The following is a 26,220-nucleotide window of genomic DNA, read 5'->3' on the forward strand; positions in this document are numbered from 1 at the left end:
CGAAGTGCTGTTTGTTTACTCGGCAAACTCCGCGACGTTCTCCTTCGTGATCAGTGTAAAGGGAAGAGTGTAGCGATCCTCGACCGTATCCCCCTTCAGGAATGAGTGCACCACTCGCACCGCTTCTTCACCCTGTCCAGCTGAGTCCTGGCGAACGGTCGCGGTCATCTCCCCGGCTTCGATCGCTGCAACCGCTGGCGGAGTGCCATCGACTCCAATAACTTCAGCAATGTCCCCGGTTCGACCAGCGTCCTTGATCGCGGAGGCCGCGCCGATAGCCATTTCATCGTTGTTCGCCACCACGGCGTCGATCTCTCCGGGCCCAAAGCGCTGGAGCGTGTCCTCCATGTTGCGCTTACCTTCGTCTCGGCTGCCCTTTGCCTGGAACTCTGCGACGATCTCAAAGTTGTCGTTGATCGTATCGTCGAACCCGGACTTCCGTCGATCCGTCCACGAAGCACCGTAGATGCCCGCCGCGAACACGATCTTTCCTCCCTCGGGAAGCTGCTCGTTCAGGTACTCCGCCTGCATGACGCCGGCGAGTGTGTCGTCCACACCGATGTAGCTCTCGTAAGCGACATCGGCTCCGTCTGCGAACTCGGTGGAGAGAATGAACAGCGGAACGCCGGCCTCGATGACACGATTGGCTGCGTTCTGGCTTGCCTCCCCATCCAGAGGCTGCATGATGACCGCATCAACTTGTCGAGTCAACAGGTCCTCGACCTGGTTGAGCTCGCTTGCGACATCCTTCTTGGAGTCGGCGACGTGGAGAGTCACCCCCTCTTCCTCCGCTGAGGCTTCCATGGCCTCGACCATGTGCGCCAGGTCGGGATCCTGCAGGTCGAGCACCACCACACCAATGTCGTACTGCTCATCGCCGCCCGAAGCGTCATCGGAGGCTGAGCCACCATTAGAGCATCCGGTCAGCACGAGTGCGGAGGCCGCAAAGAGGGCGGCAACCGTGGACACGCGTCGTCGCATATTCATGAGATTTCCTTTCGAAAGAGATACAGCGAAAACTGGGATTGCGGTTAGTCAGATTTCCAACGATTCAGCAGCACGGCGAGCGCGAGAATGAGACCTTGAACGCCTTGCTGGTAGTAACTGGAGACCCCGAGCAGGTTCATACCGTTCATCACCACGCCAAGCAGCAACACTCCGATGACGGTGCCGCGAATCGTACCCACGCCACCGAACAAGCTGGTGCCTCCGATCACCACCGCTGCAATCACCTGCAGTTCATAGGTGAGACCGGCGGTCGGGGCCGCGCCGTCCAGGCGCGCCGTCAGCACGAGACCCCCCATGGCGGCAAGGCCGCCACCAATCAGGTAGACCGTAAAGAGCACGCGATTCACCGAAATGCCGACCTTCTTCGAGGACTCCTCGTTGCCGCCGATTGCGTAGACGTGCGAGCCAAACTTGGTTCGGCTGAGGACGAAGTCGCAGAGGAGCGCGGCGACGATGAAGAGGATAACGGGAACCGGGATCGGACCAATGAAGCCGGAACCGAGCCACTCTGCGGGGCCGCTCAGCCCCGATACGACCTGCCCGTCCGTGAGGACGAGCGCAGCCGTCCGGGCGACCGCCATGGTCGCGAGGGTCGCGAGGAACGGAAGTACCCTGCCCCAGACCACCAACGCGGCGCTCAGGAAGCCGACTAACAGACCCACACCTAGTCCAGCGACCAATGGAATCCAAAGTGCATTGCCGCTTGAGGGGGCCAGGATTGCGAACACCATACCGGCCAGTCCGACGACCGATCCGACGGAGAGGTCAATGCCTGCGGTGATCATGATGAAGGTCATGCCGAGCGCAATGATGCCGATGATGGACGATTGGCGTACGACGTTGACCAGGTTGTCCAGGGTCAAGAAGTTCGGGGCCGCGATCGACAAGAAGGCCAGCACTATCGCAAAGATAATGAGAATTCCGTAGTCCCCAACGAAGTGCTTGACGCGCATCGCCGGCGAGGGGCCATCCTGTTTCGTTTCTCGCAGCATCACTGCGACCGTATTTGTGCTCATGCGTCGCTCCCGATCGTCGGAACCTGGTCAGTTTTGATTGGAGTAGATGTGCTCCCGATGCGGCGACGTTCAGGTGGCGCATCATCGAGAGCGGCTTCATATCCGTCGAGCGATCCCTGCGAGATGAGGTGCGCGACCTCCGACTCGGTCACCTCATCCATGCGGAATCGCCCCACCACCTCGCCCTGGCGCATGACGGCGCAGCGATCCGCGACCGCGAAAGCCTCGTCAAGGCGGTGGGTAATGATGATCACCGCGATGCCAAGGTCTTTCAGCTTCTGCGTCACCTCGATGAGCTTGTCGACTTTGGCGACCGAAAGGTTCGCCGTCGGCTCATCCATGATGATGAGCTTGGCGTCAAACGCGAGGGCACGTCCGATTGCCACTGCCTGACGCTGGCCTCCGGAGAGCCGCTTGACCTTGAGTCGAGGGTTGATCGGAATGTCGAGACGTTCGAGCACCCGGTTCGTCTCGCGTTCCATCTTCTTCTTATCGATCACTCGGACCAGGGGACCGATGATGTTTTTCTGCGGCTCACGGCCCAAGAAGATGTTGGTGCGAACATCGAGATTGTCCGCCAGAGCAAAGTCCTGGTAGACCATCTCTATGCCCGCTGTGCGAGACACGGCTGGGGTCGGGAAAGATACCGCATCGCCTTCCATGCGGATGGTGCCGTGATCGGGCTGGTACACGCCCGTGAGCACCTTCATCAGCGTGGACTTCCCGGCGGCATTATCGCCGAGCAAGGCGAATGTCTCGCCGGGGAGCACGTCGATGCTGACGCCGCGAAGCGCGGTGACCGCCCCGAAGGTTTTTTGAATATTGTTGAGGGCGACCAGCGGAGTGGTCGCTGAGGGTCCGTCAGTCATGTCATCCTCGTCGTTGATGGATCTCTGGCCCGCAAAGTCATTACCGTTTCCGACGGTGCCTCTGCAGTTACTCAACTATCGGCCGCGATGGAGACCCGTATTTGTGCCGCTTTGGGACACAGGACCGTTTCGTGTGCCTTACGCGCAAGAGTGCCCCCGGGAGCATGAGGCTTCCCGGGGGCACTGTTGCGCGTAAGCGTGCTACACCTTCTGTCGCCCCAGTCGCGCGTACACGTCCGGCTTCCGGCGGCGCAAATAGATGGCGTATACGAATCCGCCGACGAACAACGCAAACGTGAATGTCATGAATATGACAGTGAGCACCACCGATCCTTCGATCAACGCCGAGAAGTTCTTGATCGCCAAGAACGTCACGCCACCAAAGAACGCAGCACTAATAGCAGCTGCCACCAGTACAACCCAAGGTGCAGTGTCACCCTGCGACCCTCGCCGCGCGAAGAATACGAAGATGGCGACACTGGTGATGAACAGGAGAAGCAGTACGGAGAACGTGCCACTTCCACTCGCTACGGGGTAGATGTTCTCCGGTGGCACGCTGAGTACCGAGAGGATAACTGTCGCTGCTGCCCAAAGCAGCCCGACGGCAAGCGCAGAAGCGTGCGGTGAGCGGTGCTTCGGGTGCACGCGCGCCAGTCGGCGAGGCAGAACATGGTCAACTGCGAGCGAGAAGCTGTACCGCGCAGCAATGTTCTGAATCGAGAGCATCGACGCGAGGATCGAGGTCATCAGCAACACAACGGCGATGTCCGCAAAGAGGCTTCCGGCGAACTCGCGCAGCGCCTCGTCGAAGAGACTCACCGTATTCGCCTCCGCCGCGGCTTGAACATTGGCTCCGCCGAGGAATGCGATGTACGCGATCGCTGCAATGGCGTAGAACAGTCCGATGCCCACGACTGCAAGGTAGGTTGCTCGGGGAATCGTTCGTTCCGGATTCTTCACTTCCTCGCGATAGATCACCGTTGCTTCGAACCCGAAGAAGTTGCCCACTGCGAACAGAAGCGCGAGCCCGATACTCGCATCGGTCAAGCTCGGAAGCGCGAGGCCCAGACCCCCCGTACTGGCTCCTCCAGAATTGACGAACGCGAGGACGTCAAACACCACGACCACGACAACTTCCAGGAGCATGACCGTGGTGAGCACCTTGGCAGAGAGATCAATCCGGTTGTAAGCGAGGAACGTCGTCACCGCGATGATCCCCAGGGCATACCAGTACCACGGAATGTCAGGTCCATTCAGCGCATTGACTACCCATCCTTGCAGCGTGATCGCAAACAATGCCGGCGCAAAGAAACCAATGAAAATGTAACCTACAAGGGCAAGGAGCGCGCCTCCCAGCCCTGCCGGCTTTCCAAGGCCTGCCGTGACAAACGCATAGAATCCACCCGGGTTCTGGACGCTGCGGCTCATGCGCACAAAGCCGACGGAGAAGACCACCAGCATTAGGGTGAGCAAGAGGTAGATCGCAGGCGCGGTCTGCCCACTGAAGATAAGCAGAACTGGCAGCGTTCCCGCCACGGTGGTCAATGGCGACGAGAAGGCAAGAACGCTCATGACGAGCTCTCCAACCCCCATGTTGCCCTTGAGCGTTGTCTTTCCGGTGGCCGGGGCGGCCGATCCGTCACTTGCCTCTTCAGTTGAGGCGTCGTGTGTTGTGCTTGTCATGAAATCCTCGTCATTGAACGATCTTGGTTGCAGAGTAATCCTAGAAACGTCCGAACGCGAGGTATTGTGCCAGCATGAAACACGCGGGGGTGACACGATAGCGTCCCACCCCCGCTACGAACTGCGTCTTCAGCCCGCCGTAACTCCCATGCGTGCTAGGTCCACGACATCATTCAACGGCTCGCCCGCCTTCCACTTGCGGAGGTTGGCGGCAAAGCACTCAGCGACACGTCCCCGCCAGCCAACGAGGTCACCGGAAGCATGTGGTGACACGAGAATCGTAGGCCGCGACCAGAAGGGATGTTCCGCGGGTAAGGGTTCTTGTTCGAAGACGTCGAGAGCCGCTCCCCCAAGATGACCCGTGTCGATTGCATCGAGCAGATCTGCTTCAACTACGACGGCGCCGCGTCCAACATTCACAAGCCGCGCGCCCGGCCGCATGCGCGCGAAGCGTTCGCGGTTAAACAGTCCTCGAGTTTCTTCAGTCAACGGCATCGTCAGCACCACGTCATCAACGATGCCAAGCAGGTCATCAAGCTCCGAGAACGCATGGATCTCGCCGAGTCGGTCATCCAAGCGCGCGCTACGGCCCACGACCGTCACGTCCATGCCTGCACCGCGAAGCAGCAGTGCCGTCTCCTGCCCTACAGGGCCGGGTCCGACAACGAGCACCTTGCGACCAAGGATAGGTTCAGTCTCACGGTGGAGCCAGGTGCGCTCGAGTTGGAGTTCGACCGTGCGGCGCAGATCCTTCGCAAACATCACGATGACGCCGAGAATCCACTCGGCGATGGGACGTTCACACACCCCGCGTGAATTGCTCACAATAATGTCACTGTCCACGATCTCAGGAGTGAGGAGCACATCAACGCCGATGCTCGAAGTATGGATCCATTTCAGATCACCCGGGCCGACATCGCGGAGCAGCTTCGTTCGGAAGTCGTTCAAGAAGAGGATCTCGGTGCCGGGCTGCGCTGCCCGAAACTCGTCAGCGGTTCTTACGACGGTGACCTCTGCCTCCCTCGCAAACGACTTCAGGGGCGGCACCGGCCGGCCTTCGGGCACGATCACGATCGCGCGTGGTTGGGACATGGTGCTTCTCCTTCATTCTTTATGGACTACCGACACGTGCGCGCACCTTGCCTAGACGACCGAGGTGCCACCGTCGAGGTTGAGTGCAGCGCCGGTGGCGAAGGTGGCGTCGATCGCAAGGTAGAAAATCGACTTTGCGATCTCCTCTGGAGACGCAAGGCGTTCAAGGGGCACGCTGTGCTCCTTCTCCCGCAATGCGCGCTCGGGATCCGGGGCGTCACTCAACCCCCGTTGCATCATTGGTGTATTGATCGGCCCAGGGCAGAGGGCATTCACTCGGATCCGAGGCGCGAGTTCTGCAGCCAGACCACGGGTGAGGCCGACGACACCAGCCTTCGACGCGCAATAATGCACAAGTCCCGCGGCTCCCATCATCGCGAGATCGGAGGCGACGTTGACGATACTGCCCCCTGATTCGCGCAGATACGGGATCGCTTCCCGCGACACGTAAAAGGTCCCCGAGAGGTTTGTGTCAATCACCGATCGCCACTCATCACCGGTGATGTGCTCTGCCTCGGCCGGCGCCGCGACACCAGCAGCGTTGATTACAACGTCAAGACCACCGAGGCGACTCCCGGCGCGGTGCACGGCATCGATCACGCTCTCCTCATCCGAAACATCGACCGGGAGCACGATGGAGGTTCCTCTGATCGATGACCTCACCCGTTCTAGTTCCGAAATGCGACGTCCGAGAAGCGCCACGCTCGCACCGCGGTCACTGAATAGCCTTGCAGTTGCTTCGCCGACACCGGAGGAGGCTCCCGTGATGAGCACGCGTGCTCCCTCGATGTGAATCTGGGCCGAACGTCGATCCATCGTCTTGCCGCTTCCTTGCTGTTCAAGATTGACTCTTGCTCCAGTAGAGCAATGTGCGGCAGGCGGCCGCTGTTCCAGATGGGGACATGCACTACTTCTTACCCGGAAGTCGTGCCTACCGATGAGAACGCTGTGTATAGGTGAGTAGCAGGCTCAGTTGATTTCGTCGGTCCTCACTGTGCGTCCCTCACGTGCTGACCGATGGGCGGCCTCGGCGATGATTTGCGCAGCCCACCCATCGGTGAAGGTGGGGCTCGAGGACGCCCCTGTTCGCACCCACGCGACGAATTCGTCGAGTTCATTGGCATACGCACGTGCATATCGCTCGAGGAACTGCTCAACGACGGGGCCGCGTGCTCCAGCGTGCAACGCATTCGAGACGCTGACGTGACTTGCTGGCACGTTCTCAACGCTCAAGAGGCCCTTTCCGCCGAAGGCTTCGATGCGCTGATCGTATCCATATGAGCTGTGTCGGGAATTTGTGATCGTCACGATCGCACCGGTACGCGCCTTGAGCGTCACGACCACCGTGTCGTAGTCGCCGTGCTCGCGAGCCCCCTCGTCGAACAGACAGGATCCGACCGCCGTCACCTCATCGATTTCCCCGACGAAGTACCGGGCGAGATCAAAATCGTGGATCGTCATGTCGCGGAAGATGCCGCCTGAGACTGCTATGTACGCTGCCGGTGGTGGTCCCGGATCCCGGCTCGTGATCGTGAGCTGCTCGATCGCACCAATCTCGCCCGCGATAACGCGGCGATGAACCTCGGCGATCGCAGGGTCGAAGCGCTGGTTGAAGCCGATGGCCACCGGGCTCGTGGCACGAGCTACGCGCGGGCGCAGAGCGTCAACGCGACCCATGTCGAGGTCGATCGGCTTCTCCGAGAGCACGGGTATGCCTCGGTCGATGCATGCCTCGATTAGTCCAATGTGGGTCGGCGTGGGTGACGCGACCACAACTGCGTCCACACGTTCACGATCCAGCGCCGCCAGTGGGTCAGCAATCGCCTCACCGCCGAATCGACTCGCGACATCTTGAGCTCCCGCGACAATCGGATCAGCGACCACGGTGAGGTCTGTCTCGGTGCACGCCGCGATATTGGATGCGTGCACTCTTCCGATTCTCCCGGCCCCAATCAGCGCGATCCGCAGTGCGCTACTCATCCCGGAGGCTTCCGGCGAAGCGGAACAGCTTCTTGTTGGCGAACTCCAGGAGACCTGCCTGCCCCATCTCCCGGCCGTACCCCGACTTCTTCACTCCGCCGAACGGTACATCGGCGCCGCTGAGTCCTGCGGCACCGATGAAGACCATGCCGACGTCAAGCTTCGAGCCCACTCGTTCGGCTCGCTCCAGGTCATCGCAGATGATCACGGAGCCAAGACCAAACGGGGAGGAGTTAGCGAGTGCGATCGCTTCGTCGTCACTGCTCACGCGATACAGCTGCGCGACGGGCCCGAAGAGCTCTTGGCTGTAGACGTCCATCGCCGGTGTGATGCCGGTGAGGATCGTCGGGGTGAAGAAGTTACCCTCCGGGGCGCCATTTCCGACGAGGATCTCAGCGCCCTGATCGACTGCGCCGTTGACAAGATCGGCGAGTTCATGGGTCGCCGCGCTAGATGAGAGTGGTCCGAAGTCGCCGGTGGCGTATGTTTGCGTGCTGAGAGCTTGCGCGAACTTCTCGGAGAACTCGTCGAAGTACTCGTCGAGCACCACGATGCGCTTGGAACCGGTGCAGCTCTGGCCGCTGTTGTCCATGCGCCCGCGCACTGCGTGCTCCACGGCGTAGTCGAGATCATCGGTGTCGAGCACGAGAAATACGTCGGCGCCGCCGAGTTCAAGCACGCACTTCTTCAGATGCTTGCCCGCCTGGGCCGCAACCGCCGCGCCGGCTCTCTCGGAACCGGTGAGCGAGACGCCCTGCACCCGGTCATCCGCGATGATCTCCGCGATCTGGTCGTGGGTGGCGAAAAGGTTCACGTAAGCACCCTCGGGGAAACCGGCATCCCGGAAAATACGCTCAAGAGCCAGCGCGGATTCCGGGCACTGAGAGGCGTGCCGCAGCAGCACGGTGTTTCCAAGGATCAAGTTTGGAACTGCGAAGCGCACGACCTGGTAGACGGGAAAGTTCCAGGGCATGACCCCGAGGAGTACGCCGATTCCCTGATAGCGCACGAACGTGCGGAGTCCGTCATCGACCTCCAGAACCTCATCGGCGAGCCACTCTGCCGCCTTCCGAGCGTACGCCGACGTGATCGCCCCCGAAAACTTCGTCTCGCCGACGCCCTGCGCGAATGGCTTTCCCATCTCACGGTTGATGATCTCGGCAAACTCTTCCGCGCGCTCGTCGAATAGCTCAGCCAATCGCGCGGCGGCGGCAGTTCGCTCTTCAAGGGTGGTGGTGCGAGCCCAGTCGCGATACGCATGATCTGCCGCCGCAATGCCCGCAGCGACCTCTGCGTTCGTCGCGGGCGGATACTCGGCCAGAGTCTCACCGGTTGCAGGATTAATGACCGCGAAAGCGCCCATGGTGTCTCTCTTTCGTCGTTGAATATCGGGTGAACGCCATCCGGCGCCTAATGCAGGTGACGGGCGGGATCCCTGGGGATCCCGCCCGTCCAATCAGTGCCGACGGTTTCGTCAGCGCTCGCTCGGGGCGACCGTCACGCCGTAGTACCGCTGGCGCTCGCGTCCTGCCACGTGCTTCGCTACACCCTCGCGAGTCACTTCACGCTGCGAGGTCAAGGGCACACCGACATCCCAGAACGCGCCATTGCCCGACAGATAGCGGAACGGCTCGATGTTCGCCACGATCACGGCGGGGCCGGACACGGCCTGTGCTTCTTCGAGGGCTGCCGTGAACTCTTCGATCGTGTCTGTCGACCACGCCGCAGCACCCATACTCGCAGCATTCGCTGCGATGTCGACGTCGACGATCGGGCCGTCGAGGCGTCCGGAGACTGCATTGCGCTCGCGGAGCTGAGTGCCGAACTCCTGCCCGCCACCCTTGGCCGCCTGCAGCGGCCAAATGCACTGGTGTCCGCGGTTGTCGACTACGATGACGATGATCTTCTGGTTCTCCTGCACGGCGGTTACAAGCTCCGTCGGCTGCATGAAGTAGGTGCCGTCTCCGATCAGAACGTACACCTCGCCGTCGCTATTCTGCTGGGCGAGACGGTAGCCGAGGCCCGCCGGGATCTCGTGACCCATGCAAGAATTCGCGTACTCAAAGTGGATCTCCGCCCCGTTCGAGGGGTCCCATGCCTTGTGGATGCCCTCGACGACGCCGCCCGAGCCGAGCACCAGCGCGTCCTGAGCAGTGATGCGCTGATTGAGAACGTCGATCACCTGCGCCTGGCTCATTTTCTCGTCCTGGAAGTCCTGGAGATCGTGCTCCCGCACCTTCCGAGTCTCTTCCTGTGCTGCGGCAATCTCATCCGCGTAAGAACCGATCGGCGCGAAGTCGACATCCGCGAGACGCTCATGCAGGGAGAGCAGCGAACGCTTCGCGTCGCCGATCACTGGGAATGAACCCATCTTGTGCGCATCGAATGTGCCAACGTTCAGGTTGACGATCTGCACATCCGGGTGGCGGAAGACGGAGTGCGACGCTGTGACGAAGTCCTGCAGACGGGTGCCGACGGTGATCACGCAGTCGGCCTCACCCGCGATCTGATTGCCGCCAACCGTGCCAGTGACTCCCAGACCGCCCAGACCGAGCGCACCGACCGGGCCTGCACCCTTACCCGCGTAGGTCTCTACGACGGGGATGCTGAAACGATCGCTGAACTCGGCCAGCGCCTTCTGAGCACTGGAGTAGCGCACTCCGCCGCCGGCCACGATAATGGGCCGCTGCGATGCAGCAATGATCTCGGCTGCGCCAGCCAGCTCCTCCTCGACGGCGGATCGGCGACGGATGTGCCACACGCGAGGGGTGAAGAATGCCTCAGGGAAGTCAAACTCGGCGCCCTGGATATCCTGCGGCAGGCACACTACAACGGCGCCCGTGTCGACAGGGTCGGTCAGCACACGCATCGCCTCGGGGAGCGTTGAAAGCAACTGACCTGGGTGAGTGATGCGATCGAAGTACCGGCTGACAGGACGGAAGCAGTCGTTCGCCGAGATATCGCGCTCAATGGGGTGCTCGATCTGCTGCAGTACCGGGTCACCGAATCGATTGTTGATGATATCGGCAGGGAAAAGCAACACCGGCAGACGGTTGGTCGTCGCCGTCGCCGCACCGCTCACCATATTCGTGGACCCCGGACCCGCGGAAGCGGTGCACGCGAGTGTCGCCGCACGGTTTGAAGCTTTCGCAAACCCGATGGCTGCGTGCACCATATTCTGCTCGTTCTTACCGGGATAGTGCGGAAAGTCGACGCCGTACTCGTCAATGCCTTGTGCCAGACCGACCGAGTTACCGTGGCCAAAGATGCCATACATTCCGGGAATCAGTCGACGGCGTTCGCCGTCGAGCTCGCTGTACTGCACCTGGAGGTACTCGATAATTGCCTGGGCAACGGTGCGACGCCGAACTGGCGCTTTCGGGTCGCCAATACCGGCAACGGCAGCGGCTGTGCTGCTCATGGGGTCTCCTCAAGTTCGAAGCGGGGTCGGCGATCGAAGTCGCCGCGTACCGATTCAGACTCCCACCGGGTTGCAACACGCAAGTGTGCCATTTTGGTACTGGACCTCGGTTAGGTGCGGATCACCACGTGTAACGGCTCATCGCCCGCGTGCAATCTGAACACTTGCTCCTCGATCAAAGCGAGCATGCGCGGACGCATCGCCAAACTGCCAGCAGCTGCGTGGGGAGTGATGGTGACCCCTGGCGCGGTCCAGAGCGGATGGTCCTCAGGCAATGGCTCTGGATCGGTGACGTCGAGGGCAAAACGCAGTCTCCCGATCTCAGCCACTAGGTCTTCCGTCACGGCAACGGGACCACGGGATAGATTCACGAGGAGAGCATCGTCTCTCATCCGCGCCAAGAAGTCCCGATCGACCAACCTTCGTGTTCGGTCGGTCAATGGCACCGCGAGCACGATCACCTCGGCCTTTGGCAGCGCTTCAACAAGGTCGGTGACTGAATGTACCTCCCGGCCGTCCGCAGCGACCTGCCGGCGAGAGGCGAAGACCGAGATCCGCGCTCCGAACGGCTCGAGTCGCCGTGCGATCTCGGTGCCGACACCGCCGTATCCGACGATAAAGACTTCACGATCCGCTAAACCAGGCACGAAATGGTTGTCACAGTCCCAATGGCGACGCAGTTGGTCCCGGTACATCCGATGCATCTCGCGCTGGGCCGTGAGCACGTGTGTGACCGCGAGTTCGGCGGTGGCTGTCTCGTGCACGCCGACGCCATTCGCGAACGTCACCCCCGATGGCAGAAGCGCCTCGATCCCGTCGTATCCAAGAGCCGGACTTTGAACGAGCCGGCTCGTCACTTGTGACAGCGCGCGAACCGGCTGCATCGATGACAGATACGGCAGAATGACAACATCGATGTGCGTTCGAGGCGGCGGTGTTGAGAAATCCCAGTCGACGTATTCGACGCCTTCGAGTGGTGTGAGTGCGTCGCGGAGATCTGCGGCGGGCAGGCTCACCACCAGGGATTTCGCTGCTGACATCAACTCTTCCAGTTCTCAAGGTAGGGGCGCCCCGATACGTGCGTCGGCGCCAGAGTGCGCCGCGATTTTGCGCCGCAGAGCTCGATGTTACTGAGCTCTCACCATCTCGGCGACAGTGTCTCGACGATTGTCACTTTCTCCCAACCGGGTCCCAGTGGCTTCATATATTCATCCAATGATTCCCGTTGCGGCGCGCTGTTACTGTCGGCCGAGCACCCTGCTGCAGCGTTCGCTACCCCAGCGACAGTTCAATGACGAATCAGAGGTTTCCATGCACACGGCATCCACAGCTCCGATCACCAACCCACGCACTTCGCTGGTTCGAGTCGTCGCGTCAAGCACCGTTGGAGCGATATTGGAGTGGTTTGATTTCTTCATCTTCGCGTCACTTTCGGGGCTCATCCTCGGCAGACTATTCTTCCAACCCGGCGACCCAGTATCGGAAGTGTTGCTCGGCTTTAGCACGCTCGCTGTCGGCTACTTCGCGCGACCAGTGGGGGGGGATCATATTCGGGCACTTCGGCGATCGCATCGGACGAAAACGGATGCTCGTCGTCACCGTCTGGTTGATGGGTGGCAGCACCGTCTTGCTCGGCCTGCTCCCGACCTTCGCCGTGCTCGGCGGATGGGCCACCGCAATGCTCGTGCTGCTGCGTCTCATCCAGGGGATTGCAGTGGGCGGCGAATTCGCCGGCGCTGCGACTCTCATCATCGAGCACGCTGCACGAACTCGACACCGGGCGTTCCTCTCGACCATTGCAAACGTCGGCGCTTCGTTCGGCTTTCTCCTGTCGTCTGCGCTGCTCGCGATTCTCCTTGGCGTGATGTCGCAGGCTCAGTTCGAGGCCTGGGGCTGGCGCATCCCATTTCTCATCAGCGCGGTTCTCCTGGGCGTCGGTGCCTACATTCGTACCCAGATCGCCGATACTCCCGCGTTCCTGAAGATGCAGGCCGAGCGCCGTTCGGAGCCTGCAACGAACGAGCGCTTGCCAATTGTCGAGCTGTTCTCACGGCACGGTCGCGGGATCTTCTGCGGGATCGCGATCTCGTTGTCCCTGGTCTACTACCAGCTGTCACTGGTGTTTGTCACGCCGTACGCGACGACCTGGCTCGGATTGAATGCCAGCATGGTGCTGTGGTCGATCACCATCGCACAGGTGCTCTACATCGTTGTGTCACTGAGTTGGGCGGCCCTCTCTGATCGATTCGGACGACGGCCAGTGCTCGCCATCGGGTTTGTCGGATGCCTATTGTGGCTCCCCGTGTACTTCTCCCTGCTCACGCCGACCGCGGGCATCGGTTCGATCGTGCTCGCCGTCGGCGGTCAACTGGTCTTCGTAGGAGCTACGTACGGCCCGCTCTCCGCCTACCTATCAGAGCTGTTCCCCGCCAGGGTGCGTTACACCGGGATGTCCGTAGGCTTCCAGGGTGCGTCCGCGATTGCCGGGCTCACTCCGCTCATCGCCTTCGCCCTCTTGAGCGCTACAGACACATGGCTGAGCGTGATCTGGCTCGGTGCGGCAGCATCCATCATCGGCGTCACAGGAATCCTACTGTCACGCGAAACCGCACACAGCGAGTTGCCCAGCTGACTCGTGCCACCATCTGCCCGTCCTCGTCAATTGGTGAGGACGGGCATTTCTGCGTCTACTCGTCTTCGTCGCGAGCGACCAACGCGTGAGCTTCCACCGCGAGCCAGAGCTCGAACGACTCACGCATGTTCTTCAGACTCTTCCCGGTCATCTGCTCAATCCGGTTCAGCCGATAACGCAGAGTGTGCTCATGCACATACAGTGCGCCTGCCGTCACACGCATCCTGCCGTGCTGTCTGAAGTAGACGGCAAGCGTGTGGAATAACTCGGATCCCTGCGTGGCGTCATGTTCGAGAATAGGACGGAGCGTGTCTTCTGCGAGACGCTCCATTGTTCGAGCATCAGGGTTCAACCAACGAGAGATACCAAGCTGTTGCTCCGTAAACACAATCTCAGGTGTATCGGTATCCACTGCGAGACTCAACGACCATCTCGCTTGCCGCAGCATTCTTGGAATCTCAGCAACGTCGGTGTTCGTGGGGCTAACCCCGACGGAGACGTTGAGTGCTGCCGAAAGTTCCGCGAGCTGTTCATCACTGCACTGCAGTACCCCGATGAGTTGCTCTTGCCACAGGAGGGTGTGTCGAATCCGACGATCCGCCAACCAATCTCGCGCCCGACTCTCAGGCAAAGGATTCGGGATTCTTCCGAAGGCCACAACGCGAAATGGAATCTCTCGCATCAAACCTGAATCGTGGAGTCTCTGCTCCACTTCACTGTGCGAAGCTCCCGCTTCCAGTGCACGAGCCAGCGCGGACGCTCCGGTACGGTGCTCGGCTTCCCGCCGCCGCTGATTCTCGATCGCATCAAGTGCAGCGAGCGTGCTGACGTGCTGGAGAGCCGCGAGTCCTTCAGCCGAGAATTCAGCGTGCTCAATGCCGACAAGATAAGCGGTCACCCGGTCACCAACGAAGAGCGGCAAAAGGTAGCCGCCCTTCACCACGCGTAGGTCAGTCGCCTCAAGCGCGTCCCCCCACTCGATATCGGGCACCCAGGGCCAATTGTCGAGCAGCGCCTGCCCGGAAGGCGAAATGAGCGCAAGCCGGTATCCAGAAATCTGCTCGAGCTGCCGATAGATCCCTGGCACATCGCTGTCAATTGCATTTCTCAAACGTAGGGTCTCGAAGATGCGAAGGTGTCGGGCAAGGCGGTCACGTGCTGATCGCTCGCTCGCATTCGCAACGAGATACGACAGTTCAATGAAGGGGACCTGGCGCGGAATCCGCATGACCGGAAATCCGAGTTCGTCGGCGACGGCGAGCATCTCGGGGGTGAGGTCCGGTGCGCGCACACTCACCGCGACACCAGCGAGACGGTGTTGAGCGAGTCGCCGCACATACGCAGCTTGACCAGGCGCATCGGCCGGAATCCCAAACCCGTTGACAATGAGTAACTCACCACCCTCGAGCCATGGGCCCGGATCCTCGAGTTCGGAGGTGTGCGTCCACTGAACGCGCCGGTTGAGTCCTGCAGCTCCCGCAGCAAGCTCGAGGCCAAGGTGCGGCATGGACACCAACTCTGCGACGTTCAATTGTCCTCGAACGTCACGTGCTGGAGTGGTGTGCTGCTTCATCGACAACCTCTCGTCATCAAAAGAGCAATGCGCCCCGGCCGGTGCCGGGGCGCATTGTGTCCTCAGTCGAACCGATACGGTTCGTGCGGGCCGACCGACGGCAGCGGCCTTGGTCGTTCACACGTACTCGCGATCTCAATATGACGGCCAGCCTGAGACGACTGCTCGAAGGCGAGCAGCACCTCGAGCACATGGTATGCGAATGCGCCACCGGTGCGGGGTTCAACGCCAGCACGAATGGCATGTCCGAATTCGGCGAGACCGATGCCTCGGTACGCATCATCGCGATGCGTCAGCGATGTCTCTCGCCAGTCACCACCGCCGGGGGGTGTCATGTCGAGCGAGAGGTCGCGAGGTTCACCGCGGCGAAGCACCGGAGCACCGTCGAAATGATCCGGGTTGGGTGCCGCGATGGATCCCGCCGTGCCGTAGATCTCGAAATGTGGAAGATTGTGGTTCCACACATCCCAACTCACGACGACGGTGGCCACTGCGCCGGACTCAAAATCGATCGACCCCGAAATGTGTGTCGGCGTCTGGATCTCGATCTCACCGTCGTAGCCACCTGTGCTAGTCGGGCGCGGACGAGTCTCCGATGACTTGGCGGCAGATGCCGAGACGCGCTGAACCGGACCGAAGATGTTCACCAGGTTGGTGATGAGATACGGGCCAATATCCAGCATCGGGCCGGCTCCGGGGCTGTAGAACGGGTCGACATTGGGGTGCCAGTGCTCGTATCCGCGGTTGACAAACGATCCAAAGGCGGCAACAGGCTCGCCGATCCAACCGTCGTCGATCAACTTACGGCTAGTCTGGGCTCCTGAACCCAGGAAGGTGGTCGGGGCCGAGCCCGCATACACACCAGCCTTCTTCGCCGCATCGAGAATCTGCTGCGCTTCCTCGAGCGAGGTGGCGAATGGCTTCTCGGACAGGACGTGCTTCCCCGCCGCGATCGCCTGCAGACTCACTGGCGCGTGCAGCTTCGGCGGGGTCAGATTGAGCACCAGCTCGATTTCGGGATCAGCCAGTAGTTCATCGGGGCTGAGGGCCTTGCGGACGCCGTACTCCTTGGCTCGCGCGGTGACCGCAGCCTCGTTCACGTCGGCCAGTGCCACAATGTCGACATCGGGGTGGACGTCGATCTTGTCCAGGTACTGATTCAGAACGTTTCCGACGCCAATGATGCCGACTCGAATGGGTTCCATAGTTTCTCTCCGTCAGTCACACTTCTCGATGAGCCTCACATCTTGCGATGGCCCGGGCAAGAGCGACGCACTGGTCGTCGCTCTGAGAAATGAACGGGCGAACCGCAGCGGCTCGCCCGTTCAGTAGTTCTACAATCTCAGAATGGTGTGTGCGAAACGTGTCCCATTCTGAGACACACGATCAGCGAGCGGACAGCAGGTCCCGTCGCTTCGCGGAAGTCGCCGCGTTGTCAATCTCACCATCGGAAATCACAACACCGTAGATTTCGTGAGCCGTCTCGATCGATACGCGCAAATCCTCCACATCGATCAATACAGCCTCCGGCTCGCGCTCCAGCGGATCGCCGTAGCCACCACCGCCTGGAGTAATCGACACTACCTTCTCTCCACGACGCAGATCGTATCGTCCAACTACCGGAATCTCTTTGCGTTCACCCGACACTGCATCGATGACCCACGCCTCCGGCTCGGCACCGCCATGCCCGCCACGGACACCCTTCGGAGGATTCAACTTGCCCTCGATTCCGTAGGTAAGCGTCACCTCTTCGTCCCGAGCTTCCATCACCACACGAGTTGCCAGTCCACCGCGCTGACGACCGGCGCCGCCGGTATCAGCAACCAAGGCCCGCTCATGTACCAGGATCGGGTAGCGCTGCTCATCTACCTCGACGCTGTCGTGATATAGCAGTGCACCGCAGACAGGGCGCTGGTATGTGGGCCACCCGTCTACGAACGGAGTTGCAGGACCTCCCACACCGCCGACGAGAATCTGATTCACGTAAGCGTTGCCGTTCCGCTCGTCGATCCCCGAGATGACCGACTTTGCCGGTGCCTGACCTGCCGCACCTTCTGCAGCGCCATACCCATCATCGATCTGCGCGAACGCCGCCTGTACGAGGTTGACCACTCGATCCGCGAGATTTGTCGTTCCCGACGAGCAGGAGAAGGGGTGCTTTGGCACACCAACCGCACAGCCGTCCCGCAACTGCACCTCAATGCGCCGGAAGGTGCCAGCGTTGCTTGGAAGGTTCTCGGGCAACCCCGAGAGAATTCCTGCGAGGGCGGCTCCCGTAGCCGTAGCCCGAGTCAGATTCAGTCCATTCGGAAGATTGTCGGGATTGTCTCGCAGATCAATCGAAATACGTCCTTCCTCAGGGCGTACCGCGATGGTCGCCTGCAACGGCACCCCTTCGGGGCCGGTACCGGGGAACGGGTCGTGCGCGGTTGAGCCGTGGAGTTCAACGGCCGGCAACGTCTCGATCGTGGACTGGGCAAGGCGCTCAGAATAGTTGAACCAGGCATCGACGAAATCGACCAGGTCGTCGGCGCCGAACTTCTCGGCGAGTTCCTGAATGCGTCGCTCGGCAATGCGCGAAGCGCCGACCGAAGCGAGGTAGTCGCCGTACCACTGATCCGGTACCCGGATCCGTGAACGACACATGCGAATGATGTCGTCAATATCGGTGTGGTCACGCTGCACGCGCACGCAGGGGAAGATGAGCGCTCCCTCCTCATATACGTCGCGAGCGGTCGCGAAGAAGGTCGTCGGCAGTGAATTGCCGCAGTCCGCCTGGTGGGCCTTCGTCACCGCAGTGAAGAGGTGTCGGCCCTGGACGAAGATCGGCACGAGAATGCAGTGGTCGGCCGCGTGCGAGTTACCTCGGTAGGGATCGTTATGCAGAAAAGCGTCACCCTCGCGAATGTCGTCGTGCAGTTCGACCATGTCTTCACCGAGCGGACCGGCACCGAACACGTGCACGGGCACACCTTCTGCGGCGGCCAGCAGCTGGTTGTCGGCGGTAAGCACCGCGCACGAAAAGTCTCGCGCGGTGTTGATCACTGAGGATCGTGCGGAACGAAGCAGTCCACTCGTCATTTCACGGACGATGCCGTCGAATGCGTTGGCGAGTACGGAGAGCTTCACCGGGTCGAATTCGCGTGTCATGTCACGCCTCCTTACGGGTGAGGTAGATGTTGGATCGGTCGTCGAGTTCTGCGTCCCATTCGGGCGGCACCACGATGGTGGTCGTTGGCTGATCGATGACGGCGGGTCCGGCGATGTGATCGCCGGGACTCAGCGTGACGCCGCGGTAGCGCGGGGTCGCGTAGGGCTTGCCCCCGAACACGATGTCGTCGGTGCGATGCACTTCAGAGGTCGAGTCGTTCGATCCTGCGAGTGCGACGAGTTCGGGACGTGGGATTTCGACGCGCACGCCCCAGGTGATGATCTCGACACGACTGTCGGGGTCATGAGTCCCGTTGCGGCGATCATGCTCCACGTGGAACGCCTGCTCGACGATCTCAGCTGCCAACTCCGGGGAGGGTGACTCGTCGAGAATCACGCGGAGGTCCCAAGCCTGACCCGGGTAGCGCGCGTCGACGAAGTAGGAAATCACTGGTTCGGTGCCACTGAATCGTTCAGCGAAGACAGCAGCCTTTCCCGAGAGATCACGCAAAGCCGTCGCCGCCGAGCTCACATTGAACGCGCGCGTATCGTTGTGCAGCGGAGAGAGGAACTCAGTCGCGATCGGCGCGCGATGCGCGCCGTATGCAGCGAGCACGCCCGCGGTCGCGGGAATGAGTACCGTGTCAGCCTCGAGCAGCGCGCCGATAGTCGCCGCAACCATTGCGCCCGCGCCACCGCCAGCGACGATGAGAGCCCCGCGAGGATCGACACCCTGCTCGAGCGAGGACTGACGGATCGCGGTCGCCATATGGTTTGCCGACACATCAAGGATCGCTTGAGCTGACTGAAGAGTGTCGCGTCCCAGGGGCCCCGTGATCCGGCTGTCGATCGCGCGCGTCGCCGCGTCGCGATCGAGAGTAAACCCGCCCTCAAAACCCTGAGCATCGAGGTAACCGAGTGCGACACATGCATCGGTGACGGTCGGTTCTTCACCGCCTCGGCCGTAGGCAGCCGGGCCAGGCGTGCTGCGCGCACTCTGAGGTCCGACACGCAGCAGCCCGCCACCGTCGATCCAAGCGATACTGCCACCGCCGGCACCAATGCTCGTCACCGCCACCGAGGACAGGCCGGTGAGGTGACCGACGAACGGCTCTCCGAGCCACGCTTCGCGGGTGTGCCGGACGGTCCCGTTCTCAACCAACGACACATCAAAGGTCGTCCCGCCCATGTCGCACACCACGACGGTGTCACGATCGGGGGCCGCGGCAGCGCCCACCAATGGTGCCATCGAGGGGCCCGAATTGAGCAGCAGCACTGGACGGTTCAACACGTCGGCAACGTCAAGAACGGCGCCCTCCGATGTCACGACGAGCAGATCCCCTGCGAATCCGTATTCCACCAGGTCGGCACGCAGATTTCCCAAGTGATCCGCCATCAGTGGCTTCAAGGATGCGTCGATTGCGGCCGCAGAGGTGCGCCGGTACTCGCGGATAGTCGGGTTTGCTTCGTTGGAGAGCGTGTAGGGGATACCCGGCAGCTCTTCCTCGATCAACTCACCGACGCGGCGCTCATGTACATCGTTGATGATTGACCACAAAAAGCCCACCGCGATGGCCTCGGTGCCGTCCGCGGCCAGCGAGCGTAGGACCTCGCGGGTACGCTCCTCGTCGAGCGGCAGGAGAACTTCTCCCTCCGCTGACAATCGCTCCGGGATTTCGAAGGTCTGGTTTCGAGGGATGTAGGCCTGCGGGTAGGCGGCCTTCGAGTCGAACGCCTCACGGCGGCCGCCCTCCCGGAGCAGCAAAGTATCCGCAAAGCCTGTCGTAGTAAGGAGGGCAGTCTTCGCAACCTTGCCGGTGAGCACGGCGTTCGTGGCGTGCGTGGTGCCGTAGACGATGACGTCGGCGTTGCGCAGTACGGTATCGCCGTCCCAGCCGACGGACTCGGCAGCCCGGCGCACGGAAGCCTCAAATCCAGTGAACACGCGATCGTAGGTGGTGAGCGCCTTGCCGACGGCCATGCCACCGGTGCTCGAGCCGACGACCACGTCGGTGAAGGTGCCGCCCGTGTCGACAGCGATACGGTACCGCGCCTCATCGGCGCCCGTAAGTACTTGACTCATGATGTATGTGCTTTCGGTTCAGAAGGGGAATGGAATGTGGTCCGAGGGCGATTCAGACCGCGGCCACGCGATTGCTCAGCGTGCCGACGCGCTCAATCTCGACCTCGACAGTGTCACCCGGAGTGATCCACACGGGCGGAGTGCGCTTCGCTCCGATCCCCTGAGGGGTACCGGTCGCGATCACGTCGCCAGGTTCGAGGGTCAGGAAACCTGAAATATAGGACACGATCGTGGCAATCGGGAAAATCTGATGGCGTGTATTCGAGCGCTGCATCTCGACACCATTGACTCGTGTGACGAGCTCGAGTGTCTGCGGATCTCCGATCTCATCGAGCGTGACGATGGCTGGACCCCAGGGTGTTGACCCGTCAACGGCCTTGCCAGGAGTCCACTGGGTACCGCGAAACTGGAGATCGCGAGCGGACACATCGTTGAGCGGCGCAAGTCCTGCGACGTAGTCGAGTGCATCGGCTTCGCTGACGCGCGACGCGCGTCGCCCAATCACGATAGCGACCTCACCCTCGAAGTCGAGCTTGTCACTAACGTCAGCACCGCCGATCTCGTCGAACGGGCCCACGAGGGTCGAGGCGAACTTCGTGAAGACATCGGGGTACTCAGGCAACGCACGACCGGTTTCAGCGACGTGGTCCTTGTAATTGAGCCCGACGCAGAGCACCTTAGTCGGGTCCGTCACTGGGCCGACCAGGCCAGCCTCGAAGACCGTACCCACGAGTGCACCGACCGCAGTCTCGCCGGCACGTGCGAACACTCCGCCGAACTCAGCGAGGCGGTCCCCATACAGCGCCAAGAACTCACGTGTGGAGTGCGGCGCACCTCGGTCGGCGTCGACGGCGTCGGCCAAGAGCCGTTCGAGGTCGTACACCTCGTCGCCAATCAGGACGCCACCACGGGGCCCGTATGCGTGATTGTATGAGACAAGTTTCATAGCTGTCGCTTCTTTCTAGTCAAGCGCGGTCGGTGCCGGCGGCTACAGAGTTCACGGCATCGGTGAGTCGATCAGCGATGTCGGCGCCGACGTTCTCGTCCATTTCGGTCGAGAGGGAAAGGAGATTCGCCGGGGAACCGAGCAAGCCGCGCTCGTACGTCGCCCACCAGAGGCGGTGTTGCACGTCCTCGGTGACTTTCTCCGTGCCAGCAGGAACCGCTCGGAGCAGTGATCCACGGCCGCGAATCTCCCACCCAGCGTCAGCGACCCGACTCGTCACGGCCGCACGCACGGCGTCGCCCAGACGGTTCAGACGCTGAACCTGGCCCTCCGTATACAGTCGCAAGGCAGCCGCTCCAGCCGCCATGCTCACAGGGTTTCCAGAAAATGTTCCTCCGTGCGGGAGATTACCGGCGCGGGTCGGATCCACTTCTGCCATGAGCTCGCCCAGGCCTGCAACTGCACCCACGGGGAACCCTCCCCCGATCAGCTTGCCGGTCGTAAGCAAATCGGGCTCTACGCCGTACTCGCCGATGAGGCCGCTGTAGCCAAGTCGAAGGCTGATCGTTTCATCGATGATGAGCACGATCCCGTACTTTGTTGCGAGATCGCGCGCGGCGCGAACGAAGTCCTCAGTGATGCTAATGAGGCCGGCACGGTTCGGCAGGAGGTCGAGAATGATCGCTGCAAAGGCTTCCGGTGCAGACTCGACTGCCTGGGTAAGGAACTCAACGTCGTTCAAGGGCACTGCAGTCACATCATTGATCACACCCTGGGGAACACCCTTGGTATATGACGGCCCTCCGGGCACCAGCGCTACATCCGAGGTCCCATGGTAGCCACCCTTCGTAACGACGACCTTGTCACGCCCGGTTGCCGCGCGTGCGATGCGCAGTGCCGACATGACAGCCTCGGTTCCCGAATTCGTGAAGCGCACCTGATCGAGCGACGGCAGCCTTTTGAGCAGCAGATCGGCGAGCTCCCACTCCCACAAGTTCGGAATTCCCCAGCTCGCGCCCGCCGACAGCGCCGTGGTCGCGGCCTCCGTGATCTCAGGGTGCGCATTTCCGTGGATCAACGACGTGAAGTTATTGTTCGCGTCGATGAGCTCGCGACCACGATCGTCCCAGACTCGGAATCCAGAGCCGCGAATGGCATAGGGGCTCGGCTCTCCGGTGAAATAGGTCGATCGGCCGTAGCCGCCGGGCAGTAGCGGAAACCCACGAGGTCCTCGGCGCAGATGCGGGTCCTCGGCAAGGGCCTCGTGTTTGACACGCTCAGTAGCTGTGTTGGTACTCACGTCTATTTCTCCCGATTCTCAGTTCACAAGGTCGATCAGTGGCTGACCGGTGAGTGCCCGTCGAACGCGCTCCACGGCGCCCTCCTGCAGGGCACCTGTCGACCGGTTCGAGCGCCAAGCGATATGTGGCGTCAAGATGGTGTTGGGGGCCTTTCGCAGCGGATGCTCGGCGTCGAGCGGCTCCTGTGCGAAAGTGTCGATGCCGGCACCAGCGATGTGTCCGCTGATCAAAGCTTCGGCCAGTGCGGCTTCATCCACGAGCCCACCACGCGAGACATTCACAATGACGGCACCACGGCGCATGCGCTCAAGCACACTGCCCGAGACGAGATTCCAGGTCTCATCGGTCAGCGGCAGGTGGAGCGATACGACATCCGAGTTTTCGAGAATGTCAGTGAGCTCGGCAAGCTCAAACTCGCTCTCGGTGACGAAGGGGTCGTAGGCACGCACCTGCGCACCGACCGCTGAGTACATCCGCGCAACGTGGTGACCAATACGGCCGAGCCCCACCACACCTACCTCGAGCTGAGAGAGGACAGGGGTGTCGTACCCGATGATGCCGCCCCAAGCGAAGTTTCGGATGGCTGCATCTCCTGCGGAGAGTCGCCGCGCGAGTGCCAAGCCCATTGAGAAGGCATGCGAGGCAACCTCCTCGGAGGCAGTGCCCGGGACAATCGATACGGGAATGTTGGCCGCGGATGCCGCATCGACGTCAATGTTGTCGTATCCAATGCCGTATCGGATTACCGCCTTGCACTGCTGCATTGTCGGGAAGTCGCCCGCCGTCAATTTTGCGTAAGGAGTGATCATCACGATCTCAGCGTCTGCGAGACCTTCGCGGAATTCATCGACGTCGCTGGCGGCAACCAACTCGTAACCGAGCTCCTTCGCGAGCGCGTGCTCCCTGTCAAGGTCGGGGAAGTGGTGGGGAGCGACCAGGATGGTCCCCTGTCCTTCGCGGTTCATGTGTGGCAATCCTGTTCTCGTCTATGACGGTTGAGGTCCGCGGCCGAATCGAGTTTCGCCTGCGGGGTGTGACCATTCCACCGCTACAAGACCGGCCCGAAACGTCCCAGATCGGTACACGCGAAGCCAACAAAAAATGGCATACCGACCGGACCGTGGAGTGCACGGTCCGGTCGGTATGCCAGTAGATTGCGCCGCCAATGCGGCCGGTAGTCGTCTTGCTAGAGGTCGAGCCCCCGGCTCCTGAAGAAATCCATACGTCGATAGAGTGTCGAGCGACCGATCTGCAGCATTGATGCGGCAAGTCGACGATTGCCTTGCGCCTCGCGCAAAGCGCTTCGCAGCTCGCTGTACTCAGCCTCCTCGAGTCTCGATAACCGCCCCATTGACGCGACACGTTGGAACGCGATTGGTAGATCGTCCATGGTCGCCTCGCCACCTCGTGAACGCTCCAGCGCGTTGGTCACGATCGACCGCAATTGGTGAACGTTTCGCTCCCAGTCGGCGTTCGTCAGGGCTGAGAGCATCTTCCGCGAGAGGACCTTTTGGCCGATTTCTGCAGCGATCGCCTGTGCAAGGATCGGGATATCCTCACGACGATTGCGCAACGGTGCGACCTCAAGTTCGATGGCTCCGCAGAACTCAGCAATGCGGATCGTGGTGGGAGTGGCTCGATGCGCCGTCAGAATCACCTTCGTCGTTGGGTGGCCGCCGAGCGTTCGAACAATTTCAATGCCGTCAAGCTGACTGAGCTCGTCTGCATGCCCGATCACGAGCGTGTCAGGAGTCGCCCCCAACGCTTGTGCGACCTCTTCTGTGAACGGCAAGGTACTGGTCTGGTGACGAGCGTCAACGAAGACGCTGCTCCCGCGGAGGGCAGCGATTGTCCCAGCCAATCGCCGCTTACCAACTCCGGCCTCTCCAATCACCACTGCTGACCGCGATTGTTCGACTGCGCGGGCAGCCAAGGAGAGAGTGGCTTCGAACTCATCACTTGCGCCTACGAGCCGCTGACGCAATTGGGCAAGCGCAAAGGACTCCTGAACCAATTTTTCGTCATGAACCACACCTGTGGACCGACGTGTGTGACGTTGCTCAATCCGCGACCGAATCGTCACAATTGCACCAACACTGGCACCTGAGAGTTGCACGGCAGTAAGCGTGAGCTCAGACAAACCGAGTCCGTGGAGAGTCACGTTGGCGGTGCTAGAGCGACCGGATGACATTACTGACTTCGCGTACCCTTCCACGATCGCGAGGTCATTCTCTTGCAGGCGAGATGTCGCGGCGGCATTCATGAGGGAGTTTTTGCCGTCCATCGCAATGATGGGGGTGTCTCCTCGTCGCCGCGTTACGGTCAAATACTCATCGAGCAACGCACGCTCCTTTGAGGACGTACGGGTCGCTATCTCCTGCTCTATTCGCGACGACACTCCCTCGAGCATAAGGAGCGTTGATCCCGGGTCAATCTGGGAGACACGCGCTTCTGGAAATGTGAGTCCGACTACAGCGCGAACCCGGTTGTGGAAAGGATCCCTGACCAGAGATCCAAAGCACCAGTTCCCGCGCAGGTCTTCGCGGAAGTGCTCCTCGGGGGCAAGCCACACCCCACGTCCCTCCTCCAGCGCCAGCCCCTCGCCGTTGCTTCCGCAGCTTTCTTCGAGCAGCGAATAACCTTCCGGAAAGCTATCATCAGCCCGCAAGAAGCTCGGGTGGATGAGCGAACCGTTCGGCGCGGTGAGACTCACGTAGCCACCTAGATCAGACGCCACCTCATCGAGTTTGCGCAAGTGGGGTTCTGCAGCGCTCAGAGTATATTCGTCGACTCGGCCAGAATCGATCATTCCTTGGTCCGCGGAGCCGTCCACGCCCGCGGCTCGACTGCGGTACCAAGACCGTGCGATCATCGGCCGGATTCCGGATAATTCTGCGTCGAGGGCTTCGATAATCGACTCTCTCGCTCGATCCGCAGTCCGAAATTCTTCGACGCGGCTGGTCGAAGCAAATGCCTGACTAGTCATCGCGTACCTCCCCTGATTCTCCACACTGAGTGTCGGAATGTGCGACAAAAGTAACACAGAAGTATTGCGATCCAATGTCTAGAAATATCGAAGATGGAACACCTCGATTGGCAGTATCACCAAGACCTTGACTGTTGTTTGTAGTGCCCGTCGGGAGATCAACTCGGATTTCGTCCACGTTCGCAAGAAGGCTGGAGTGACCCGAAAGGCCATGCCTCTGGTGCATGTTGACGTCGTGCTACGCGAGTCCAACGCGGGCGGACCGAACCAACTATGGCTCACGAGTGTGACGGAGCATTGGACCGACGAATCCAAGTTCTATCACTGCACGATTAAGGACCTATATTCCATACGAATCGATAGCCACTCCGTTGTCAGCAGAGCGGGGTCTGATGCACGGATAGGTGACATCTGATCTGGCTTGCCCGAGGGGTGGGTCTGGAAGGATGTTGTTGTGCCAAAGCCATACCCGAGTGAGTT

General features: G+C 61.1%; 19 protein-coding genes. 1 reads left to right on the top strand and 18 read right to left on the bottom strand.

Going from position 1 to position 26,220, the window contains the following annotated elements:
* Positions 1 to 15 precede the first annotated feature (15 nt).
* From AB0O71_RS13415 to AB0O71_RS13460, 10 genes are all read right to left on the bottom strand, one after another.
* Positions 16 to 987 (bottom strand): sugar ABC transporter substrate-binding protein, encoded by a 972-nt coding sequence (locus AB0O71_RS13415; protein WP_363746115.1) that lies wholly within the window; start codon positions 985 to 987, stop codon positions 16 to 18.
* 44 nt (positions 988 to 1,031) lie between these two features.
* Positions 1,032 to 2,024, bottom strand: a complete 993-nt coding sequence (locus AB0O71_RS13420; protein ID WP_363746117.1) for an ABC transporter permease — start codon at positions 2,022 to 2,024, stop codon at positions 1,032 to 1,034.
* Complete coding sequence (locus AB0O71_RS13425) at positions 2,021 to 2,893, bottom strand: ATP-binding cassette domain-containing protein (protein WP_363746119.1); 873 nt, start codon at positions 2,891 to 2,893, stop codon at positions 2,021 to 2,023. The genes AB0O71_RS13420 and AB0O71_RS13425 overlap by 4 nt, the downstream gene beginning before the upstream one ends.
* A 201-nt stretch (positions 2,894 to 3,094) precedes the next feature.
* Positions 3,095 to 4,576, bottom strand: coding sequence for an APC family permease (locus AB0O71_RS13430; RefSeq protein ID WP_363746121.1), 1,482 nt, complete (start codon positions 4,574 to 4,576; stop codon positions 3,095 to 3,097).
* A 129-nt stretch (positions 4,577 to 4,705) separates the two neighbouring features.
* The gene (locus tag AB0O71_RS13435) at positions 4,706 to 5,647 is read right to left on the bottom strand and encodes a D-2-hydroxyacid dehydrogenase (RefSeq protein ID WP_363746123.1); all 942 of its coding nucleotides are present in this window, start codon (positions 5,645 to 5,647) and stop codon (positions 4,706 to 4,708) included.
* A gap of 72 nt (positions 5,648 to 5,719) precedes the next feature.
* Complete coding sequence (locus tag AB0O71_RS13440) at positions 5,720 to 6,484, bottom strand: SDR family NAD(P)-dependent oxidoreductase (RefSeq protein WP_363746125.1); 765 nt, start codon at positions 6,482 to 6,484, stop codon at positions 5,720 to 5,722.
* 153 nt (positions 6,485 to 6,637) lie between these two features.
* Positions 6,638 to 7,648: an inositol 2-dehydrogenase gene (gene iolG / locus AB0O71_RS13445; protein WP_363746127.1), complete on the bottom strand. Its 1,011-nt coding sequence runs from the start codon at positions 7,646 to 7,648 to the stop codon at positions 6,638 to 6,640.
* On the bottom strand, positions 7,641 to 9,011 hold the full coding sequence (locus AB0O71_RS13450) for an aldehyde dehydrogenase family protein (protein ID WP_363746129.1): 1,371 nt from the start codon (positions 9,009 to 9,011) through the stop codon (positions 7,641 to 7,643). The genes iolG and AB0O71_RS13450 overlap by 8 nt, the downstream gene beginning before the upstream one ends.
* Positions 9,012 to 9,122: 111 nt before the next feature.
* Positions 9,123 to 11,069, bottom strand: coding sequence for a 3D-(3,5/4)-trihydroxycyclohexane-1,2-dione acylhydrolase (decyclizing) (gene iolD / locus AB0O71_RS13455; protein WP_363746132.1), 1,947 nt, complete (start codon positions 11,067 to 11,069; stop codon positions 9,123 to 9,125).
* Between the two features lie 110 nt (positions 11,070 to 11,179).
* Positions 11,180 to 11,953: an NAD(P)-dependent oxidoreductase gene (locus AB0O71_RS13460; protein WP_363746134.1), complete on the bottom strand. Its 774-nt coding sequence runs from the start codon at positions 11,951 to 11,953 to the stop codon at positions 11,180 to 11,182.
* A 407-nt stretch (positions 11,954 to 12,360) separates the two neighbouring features.
* Here AB0O71_RS13460 and AB0O71_RS13465 point away from each other — a divergent pair, with 407 nt between their 5' ends.
* Positions 12,361 to 13,701 (top strand): MFS transporter, encoded by a 1,341-nt coding sequence (locus AB0O71_RS13465; protein ID WP_363746136.1) that lies wholly within the window; start codon positions 12,361 to 12,363, stop codon positions 13,699 to 13,701.
* A gap of 55 nt (positions 13,702 to 13,756) precedes the next feature.
* Here the strand turns inward: AB0O71_RS13465 and AB0O71_RS13470 are convergent, their stop codons facing one another.
* The 8 genes from AB0O71_RS13470 to AB0O71_RS13505 form a co-directional block, all read right to left on the bottom strand.
* On the bottom strand, positions 13,757 to 15,274 hold the full coding sequence (locus AB0O71_RS13470) for a PucR family transcriptional regulator ligand-binding domain-containing protein (RefSeq protein WP_363746154.1): 1,518 nt from the start codon (positions 15,272 to 15,274) through the stop codon (positions 13,757 to 13,759).
* Positions 15,275 to 15,336: 62 nt separating this feature from the next.
* Complete coding sequence (locus tag AB0O71_RS13475; protein ID WP_363746138.1) at positions 15,337 to 16,479, bottom strand: Gfo/Idh/MocA family oxidoreductase; 1,143 nt, start codon at positions 16,477 to 16,479, stop codon at positions 15,337 to 15,339.
* 181 nt (positions 16,480 to 16,660) lie between these two features.
* The gene (locus tag AB0O71_RS13480) at positions 16,661 to 18,424 is read right to left on the bottom strand and encodes a hydantoinase B/oxoprolinase family protein (RefSeq protein ID WP_363746140.1); all 1,764 of its coding nucleotides are present in this window, start codon (positions 18,422 to 18,424) and stop codon (positions 16,661 to 16,663) included.
* A gap of 1 nt (position 18,425) precedes the next feature.
* On the bottom strand, positions 18,426 to 20,507 hold the full coding sequence (locus AB0O71_RS13485; protein ID WP_363746142.1) for a hydantoinase/oxoprolinase family protein: 2,082 nt from the start codon (positions 20,505 to 20,507) through the stop codon (positions 18,426 to 18,428).
* A gap of 52 nt (positions 20,508 to 20,559) precedes the next feature.
* A complete protein-coding gene (locus AB0O71_RS13490; RefSeq protein WP_363746144.1) occupies positions 20,560 to 21,453 on the bottom strand; it encodes a fumarylacetoacetate hydrolase family protein in 894 nt (297 codons plus the stop codon).
* A 19-nt stretch (positions 21,454 to 21,472) separates the two neighbouring features.
* On the bottom strand, positions 21,473 to 22,753 hold the full coding sequence (locus AB0O71_RS13495) for an aminotransferase class III-fold pyridoxal phosphate-dependent enzyme (RefSeq protein ID WP_363746146.1): 1,281 nt from the start codon (positions 22,751 to 22,753) through the stop codon (positions 21,473 to 21,475).
* An 18-nt stretch (positions 22,754 to 22,771) separates the two neighbouring features.
* On the bottom strand, positions 22,772 to 23,719 hold the full coding sequence (locus AB0O71_RS13500; protein ID WP_363746148.1) for a C-terminal binding protein: 948 nt from the start codon (positions 23,717 to 23,719) through the stop codon (positions 22,772 to 22,774).
* A gap of 221 nt (positions 23,720 to 23,940) precedes the next feature.
* Complete coding sequence (locus AB0O71_RS13505; protein WP_363746150.1) at positions 23,941 to 25,467, bottom strand: helix-turn-helix domain-containing protein; 1,527 nt, start codon at positions 25,465 to 25,467, stop codon at positions 23,941 to 23,943.
* Positions 25,468 to 26,220 lie beyond the last annotated feature (753 nt).

Source organism: Leucobacter sp. NPDC077196, from assembly GCF_040687075.1.
In the GTDB taxonomy this organism is placed as follows: Bacteria; Actinomycetota; Actinomycetes; order Actinomycetales; family Microbacteriaceae; genus Leucobacter.